At 68.5% G+C, this 6302-nt stretch carries 8 protein-coding genes; 3 read left to right on the top strand and 5 right to left on the bottom strand.

From position 1 onward, the window contains the following. Positions 1 to 17: 17 nt before the first annotated feature. From Q0066_RS11845 to Q0066_RS11830, 4 genes are read right to left on the bottom strand one after another with little or no spacing between them, the layout of a single operon-like run. Positions 18 to 377: an OB-fold nucleic acid binding domain-containing protein gene (locus Q0066_RS11845; protein ID WP_298133135.1), complete on the bottom strand. Its 360-nt coding sequence runs from the start codon at positions 375 to 377 to the stop codon at positions 18 to 20. A gap of 2 nt (positions 378 to 379) precedes the next feature. Then, positions 380 to 1183: a DUF3710 domain-containing protein gene (locus Q0066_RS11840; protein WP_298133133.1), complete on the bottom strand. Its 804-nt coding sequence runs from the start codon at positions 1181 to 1183 to the stop codon at positions 380 to 382. Then, the gene (dut, locus tag Q0066_RS11835) at positions 1180 to 1674 is read right to left on the bottom strand and encodes a dUTP diphosphatase (RefSeq protein ID WP_298133132.1); all 495 of its coding nucleotides are present in this window, start codon (positions 1672 to 1674) and stop codon (positions 1180 to 1182) included. Before dut ends, Q0066_RS11840 begins: the two co-directional genes overlap by 4 nt. Continuing rightward, positions 1671 to 2174: a DUF3093 domain-containing protein gene (locus Q0066_RS11830; protein WP_298133130.1), complete on the bottom strand. Its 504-nt coding sequence runs from the start codon at positions 2172 to 2174 to the stop codon at positions 1671 to 1673. The genes dut and Q0066_RS11830 overlap by 4 nt, the downstream gene beginning before the upstream one ends. A gap of 163 nt (positions 2175 to 2337) precedes the next feature. On the opposite strand from Q0066_RS11830, the gene Q0066_RS11825 reads away from it, so the two are divergent. Then, complete coding sequence (locus Q0066_RS11825; protein WP_298133128.1) at positions 2338 to 2631, top strand: DUF4235 domain-containing protein; 294 nt, start codon at positions 2338 to 2340, stop codon at positions 2629 to 2631. 104 nt (positions 2632 to 2735) lie between these two features. Here the strand turns inward: Q0066_RS11825 and Q0066_RS11820 are convergent, their stop codons facing one another. After that, complete coding sequence (locus Q0066_RS11820) at positions 2736 to 3032, bottom strand: DUF4193 domain-containing protein (protein WP_105185533.1); 297 nt, start codon at positions 3030 to 3032, stop codon at positions 2736 to 2738. Positions 3033 to 3262: 230 nt separating this feature from the next. Between Q0066_RS11820 and sepH the strand changes: the two genes are divergently transcribed. Both sepH and Q0066_RS11810 read left to right on the top strand, forming a co-directional pair. Further along, complete coding sequence (gene sepH / locus Q0066_RS11815; protein ID WP_298133124.1) at positions 3263 to 4867, top strand: septation protein SepH; 1605 nt, start codon at positions 3263 to 3265, stop codon at positions 4865 to 4867. Positions 4868 to 5075: 208 nt separating this feature from the next. Beyond that, positions 5076 to 6299, top strand: coding sequence for a globin domain-containing protein (locus Q0066_RS11810; RefSeq protein ID WP_298133122.1), 1224 nt, complete (start codon positions 5076 to 5078; stop codon positions 6297 to 6299). Positions 6300 to 6302 lie beyond the last annotated feature (3 nt).

Raw genomic sequence — 6302 nt, 5'->3', positions numbered from 1 at the left:
CCCGACCGGAGCGGAGTTCAGAGCAGTTCGTAGTACGGGTTGTACATCCGGCGCCGGCCGTCCACCCACGAGACCCGGCCGGTCACCTTGAGCTCGCGTCCGGCGATCAGGCCGGGGATCTCGCGGCGGCCCATCCAGATCAGGGTGATGCTGCCGGAGCCGTCGGTGAGCTCGGCCTCCAGCCAGGGGGTGCCGCTGCGCGGACGCAGGGTCAGCACCGCGATCCGGCCGCGCAGGGTGGCCCGCTGCCGGTCGGCACAATCGGCGATCGTCATCGCCCCGGACGCCTGCGCGGCCTTCACCGCCGCCTCCGAGTCGAGTTCCTCGGTCGAGCGGCCGAACCAGCGCAACGCACGCTCGAACGGATTGGCGGGCATCTTCAGTCCTGCGGCACCGTCGGCATGGTCATCGCGATCACCTCGCCGGGCACCATCGGCCCGTCACCCCGGCGCACCACGACGTTGCGGAAGAACTCGACGAACGGCGCGGACGCCCCCTCGTCGTCCTCGGTCAGCCCCGCCTCACCGAGCAGGGTGCCGCGGAGCATCCAGCGCGGACCCTCGGCGAACCAGGTCCGGCTGACCTGGAACAGCTGCTCTCCCCCGGGCCCTTCGGCCGGCAGGACGCGCCGCAGCTCGGGGCCGAACGGTCCCACCACGGTGGTCGCGCTGCCGCCGGCCTGCTGCGCCTCTTCGGTCAGGTCTTCGAGCAACTCGTCGGCCAGGCCACCGCTGGTCGGGGCAGCGAGCAGCGCCAGTTCGAGGCCGGATTGCTCCCAGAACGCCAGCGCGGCCACCACCTGCTGGGTGTTCTCGTTGACCTGCAGCTGCAGGCCCATGCCCTCCCACGGGGTGAGGATCAGCGCGCCCAGATCGAGCCGCTGCACCTCGTCGGCGGTCAGGTCGACCTCGTCGTGGTCGAACGGCCCGTCGGCGCGCCAGTCGACGTCCTCGTCCTCGTCCTCGTCTGCGTCGTCGGAGTCGTCGTCAGACAACTCCTCCGGCACCTCGTCGTCCGCAGCCTCGTCGGCACCGGCCTCGTCGTCGGCGTCCGATACCTCGGCGACGTCCGCGTCAACCTCGTCGGTCGCCTCGGCGTCGGTCAGTTCGGCGTCCGACTGCTCCGTCGACTCGTCCGCCGGTTCGTCGATCGGCTCGTCCTTGGCTTTTCGGCGAAAGATCACGACTGCTCCTTGATCGGTTCGGCGGCTTGCAGCCACCCCTTGATTCCTCCGGTGGATCCGTGTCCGCCGACGCCGCGGTCGCTGCTCGGCAGCTCGTCCACCTCGATGAAGTCGGCCTGCGCCACCCGCTGCAGCACCAGTTGGGCGATCAGGTCGCCGCGCCGCAGCTGGACCTCGGTGCGGGTGTCGGTGTTCAGCAGGCACACCTTGATCTCGCCGCGGTAGCCGGCGTCGACCGTGCCGGGCGCGTTCACGATGGTGAGTCCGTGCCGCGCCGCCAGCCCCGAACGCGGGTGCACCAGCCCCACCCAGCCGATCGGGATCGCGATGGCCAAGCCGGTGCCGACAAGTACCCGCTGACCAGGGGCGATGGTGACATCCTCGGCGGTTGCCAGGTCGGCGCCGGCGTCGCCGAGGTGGGCGTAGCGCGGCACCGGGATCGACTCGTCCAGCCGCCGCAACAGCACCTGGAGGTTCTCGGGCGAGTTCACTCGCCGGAGTCTAGTCGGGAGTGCTCCGCCGGTTCGGTGACGCCCGAGGGCCGGTTGTCCTCGATGGCGCGGACGAGTTCTTCGGGGTCACGGCTGGAGACCAGCCAGCACAGATGGGGGTCTGCCTCGTCGATGACGCCGATCAGCACCAGCCCTGTGACGTAGGGCCGCAAGCCAAGGAAGGCGTCGTCACGGGCCAGCACCCGGGCTTTCACGGCCCGGTCGGCCACCGCCACGGTGCCGATGTAGCGCCATTCCAGCAGGCTCGGTCCGACCCGGACGCCGTCGGCGTCCACGGTGATCCGCAGCGAGCCCCAGGCCAGCAGCGTCCAAGCGATCAAACCGACCGTGGCGACCGTGCTGACCAGCAGGATCAGCTCGCCCAGCATGAACGTGACCGCGGTGACGAAGCTGAGGCCGAAGAACAGCGCGATCCCCCAGTAGGCGGCGGGTACGCCCAACCGTTCGGAGTAGTGGGGTTGCGGATCGCTGCGGGTCACGCCCCCAACCTAACCGTCCGGCGGACGTGGCGGGGGCCGGTCCGCGGTGTCGGACGAGTCCGCCCGCAACAGGCTGGGATTGCGTCCACGCGGGTGAGTGCGGCGACACCGACCGACGCCTAGACTCGGCCCAAAACCCGGAAGGCCAACGAAGGAACCACCGATGAAGATCTCACAACGGCTCGTCTGGAACCTCTATGCGGGCGCCATCGGCGCACTGAGCGCCGTCGTCGCCCAGAAGGCGGTCCGCGGCGCTTGGAAGGTCGCTACCGGCGACGAGCCGCCGGACCCGAACGATCCCGCCACCCCGATCGGCGAGGCCCTGATCTGGGCGCTCGCCGGCGGCATCGGCATCGGCGTCGCCCAACTGCTCACCAACCGGTTCGCGGCGACCCGTTGGGAGAAGGCGATGGGAACGCCGGCCCCGACCCGCTCACGGGTGAACTTCCACCTCTGAGCCCGGACCCGCGTCGTCACGGCTGCCGAATGACAGCCGCCGAGAAACGTCGAAGCCTCGTCCAGCCGAAGGCCGGACGAGGCTGACGTGTCTGCTGGGTCAGCTCAGTCGGCGCAGTCCACGCAATAGGAGTGCCCGTTGCGGGTCACCGCGATCTGGCTGCGGTGCTTCACCAGGAAGCACGAGTAGCAGGTGAACTCATCGGCCTGGCGCGGGAGCACCCGCACGGTGAGTTCCTCATGGGAGAGGTCGGCGCCCGGCAGCTCGAAGGATTCTGCAGCCTCGACCTCGTCCTCATCGACCTTGCCGGAGTTCTTGTCGTTCCGGCGGGTCTTGAGTTCCTCGATGCTGTCTTCGCTCTCCTCGTCGGTCTTGCGCGGAGCGTCGTAGTCAGTTGCCATTGTGTTTCGTAACTCCATCCCGAACGCCTGCCGGCGGTCAGCCGCGCTAGCGGTATCACTGGATCCTGAATGTGTCGGAGGCATACATATCACACGGCTCCAAACATCGGCAGCCCGGCGGCCCCTATCTCAGCAACGAGGACGCGCGGGGCGGGCCCGGCGAGGGATCGACACGGCGTCCGAACCGGTAGGTTACGCACAAAGCACGAATACAGGAGAGCGATCGAGCGATGCGCACCGCCCACCCACTGGGGTTGAGCCCCGACGGGAGGTACCTGATCGTCGTCATACAGGGTGGCGGACAGGTGGCGATCCCCGCCGACGAAGAGTTGGCGGCGGCCCTGCGCAACGACCGACCACGCAGCGGACAACTGGAGATCGACATGGAAAGTGCACTGCGACCGCGCGACATCCAGGCCCGGATCAGGGGCGGGGAGTCGTTGGAGGCTGTTGCACAGGCCGCCGGGGTCCCCATCGCGAAGATCGAGCCCTTCGCCGGCCCGGTGCTTGCCGAGCGCGAGCACGTCGCCGGCCTGGCGCAGACCAACCCGGTGCGGCGCACCGGGGACGCCGTCGCCCACCGCAGCCTGCGCAATGTCGTCGCCGATCGGCTGTTGCCGCACGGCGTGGACCCCGACGACGTCGAGTGGGACGCCTGGCGCGCCGAGGATCGCCGCTGGACCGTACGACTGTCCTACGAGTTGGAGTCGACCCCTCATCAGGCCGAGTTCAGCTACGACCAGACCGGGCGGTTCTCCACCGCCAGCAACGACGACGCCCGTTGGCTGACCGGCGAGCAGTCGGCGCACACCTCCGAGCAGGGACGGGGTGAAGCCGGTCCGGACCGCAACGACGAGTTGGCGATCGTGAGGGCCATTCAGCCTCAGTTCGCCGTCACCCCGGACATCGCCGACGACTTCGACGACGAGGACCTCGACGAGGATGAGTCCGACGACGGCTCCTCCGACAGCGAGGATGCTTTCACCGAGGGTGACCTGGCCGAGGTGGACGGCGTCTACGACATCGTTCCGGGCGACCGGTCGAACATGGACGTGCTCTACGACATGTTGTCCACCTTCGATGAGGACTCCGTCCAGATCTACGCCGGGCTGGTGCGCCCCCGTCCGGAACAGGCCGCCGCGCCCGTGCTGCACGAGGGCCCGGAAACCGTGGAGATCGTCACCGACGAGATCGAGATCGACATCCTCGCCGGCGAGCCCACCGAGCGCCTGGTCGACGAAGATCTCGCTGCGGCGTCCGCAGACTCGGCCGATGACGCCGATACCCCACCGTTGGTCGAGCTTGTCGAGACCCCATCCACGGACACTCCGACTGCCGAGGAAAACCAGGAACCACCGGTCGACACCCCAGCGCTGGTCTCGCTTGTCGAGACCCCTCCCTCGTCGGACGCCGAGGAACCGCCGGTGGATACCCCACCGTTGGTCGAGCTTGTCGAGACCTCACCCGCAGACGATCCGACTCTCGAGGAACACCAGGAACCGTCGGTCGAGCCTGTCGACACACCCGCAGAGGATCCGACGCTCGAGGAATCGCCGGCCGAGACTGCGGAAACCCCGTCAGCAGCCGAAGAGCCGACGGTCGAGCTTGTCGAGGACACCTCCGCTGCCGAACAATCCGAGGCCGGCGCACCCGAGACCGAGGAATCGGCTCCGGCCCCTCGCCCGGGACGGATCAAGCCCTCCCCCGCCGAGCCGGAGCAGCCGAGCCTGGTCGACGCGGCGGGCAACGAGCCGTCACGTTCGATCAAGCGCAAGCGGGCCAGCGTTCCAAGTTGGGACGAGATCATGTTCGGGTCTCCCCGACCCAAGGAATAGCCCGGCGAGGGCGACCAACCCGGATTCACCTCGGTTTCTCCGAATATTCCGCACAAAACCGGTGCGGTTGTGCCAACCTTCCTCCAGACCCGCCCCATCGCCCAGCGCACCCTAGTTGCCCGCGGCGAGCCCCGATCATCGCGGACGGCAGCAACAGGCGTGGTCGCCGGGTGCCCGCAGGGGAGCGGGCCTGAGAAGGAGGAACCGAATGCGGCTCACGCCAGAATCGGAGCAGATCGTCGCCGCCACCGCCGGGGTGGTCGCCGAACACGCCGAGCAGATCACCACGGTGTTCTACCCCGACATGTTCGCCGCCCATCCTGAGCTGATGCGGGTGTTCAACAAGGCGAACCAGGCCATCGGCGAGCAGCCGCAGGCGCTGGCGGCTTCAGTGGTCGCTTTCGCCGTCCAGCTGATCGACCCGGAAGCACCCGATTTCACCCCGGTGATGCAGCGCATCGCCCACAAGCACGTCTCGCTCGGAATCAAGGCGCAGGAGTACACGATCGTCGGCCACCACCTGCTCAAGGCGGTGAAGACCGTTCTCGGTGACGCGATCACGCCTGAGATCGCGGCGGCGTGGGACGAGGTGTACTGGCTTTTCGGCTGCTCGCTGATCGCCGAGGAGGCCAAGCTGTACGCGCTGGCAGGCACCGATCCGGCTCACCCCTGGCGGCAGTACCGGGTCGTGGAGCGCTTCGAAGAGTCCGACGACGTCTTCTCGTTGCTGCTGGTTCCCGTGCAGGGCGACGTGCCGACACACCGCACCGGCCAGTACGTGGCGATCGCAGTCGACCTGCCCAACGGCGAGCGGCAGCCCCGGCAGTACACCATCTCGTCCGGCCCGCGTGGCGATTCGCTGCGGGTCACCATCAAGCGGGTCCACGGCGTGGACGGTGCCCCGGACGGCCAGGTGTCGAGCTGGCTGCACGCCAACGCCCGGCCCGGGGCGATCCTGGACGTCTCCCAGCCGGCCGGCGACCTGGTGCTCGACGATTCGGACGCCACTCCTCTGGTGCTGGTCTCGGCCGGCATCGGAATCACCCCGATCGCGGCGATCATGGAGGATCTGTCGCGGCGCCAACCCGACCGGAAGGTTCGGCTGTTCCATGCCGACAAGTCCCACGACCATCACGCCCTGTACGACAGCCTGCGCCGGCAGGTGCTCGCCATGTCGGACGCGCGGTGCCAGATGTGGTACGAGGAGCAGGCCGAAGTCGCCCCCACGTTGCACCCGGCCCGATCAGGCTTCATGGACCTCTCCGACATCGAGGTCCCCTCGGACGCCCAGGTGTTCATGTGTGGCCCGCTGCCCTTCATGCGCACCTCCCGGTTGGCGCTGATGGAGAAGGGCATCCATAGCGAGAACATCCACTACGAGGTGTTCGGCCCCGACCTGTGGGCGCAGAACCCGGAGACCGCCTCCGTCTGACCC

The organism is Micropruina sp. (assembly GCF_027492755.1).
GTDB lineage: Bacteria > Actinomycetota > Actinomycetes > Propionibacteriales > Propionibacteriaceae > Micropruina.
The sequence above is the reverse complement of the archived record's forward strand: the minus strand, read 5'-3'. Positions and strand labels throughout refer to the sequence as shown.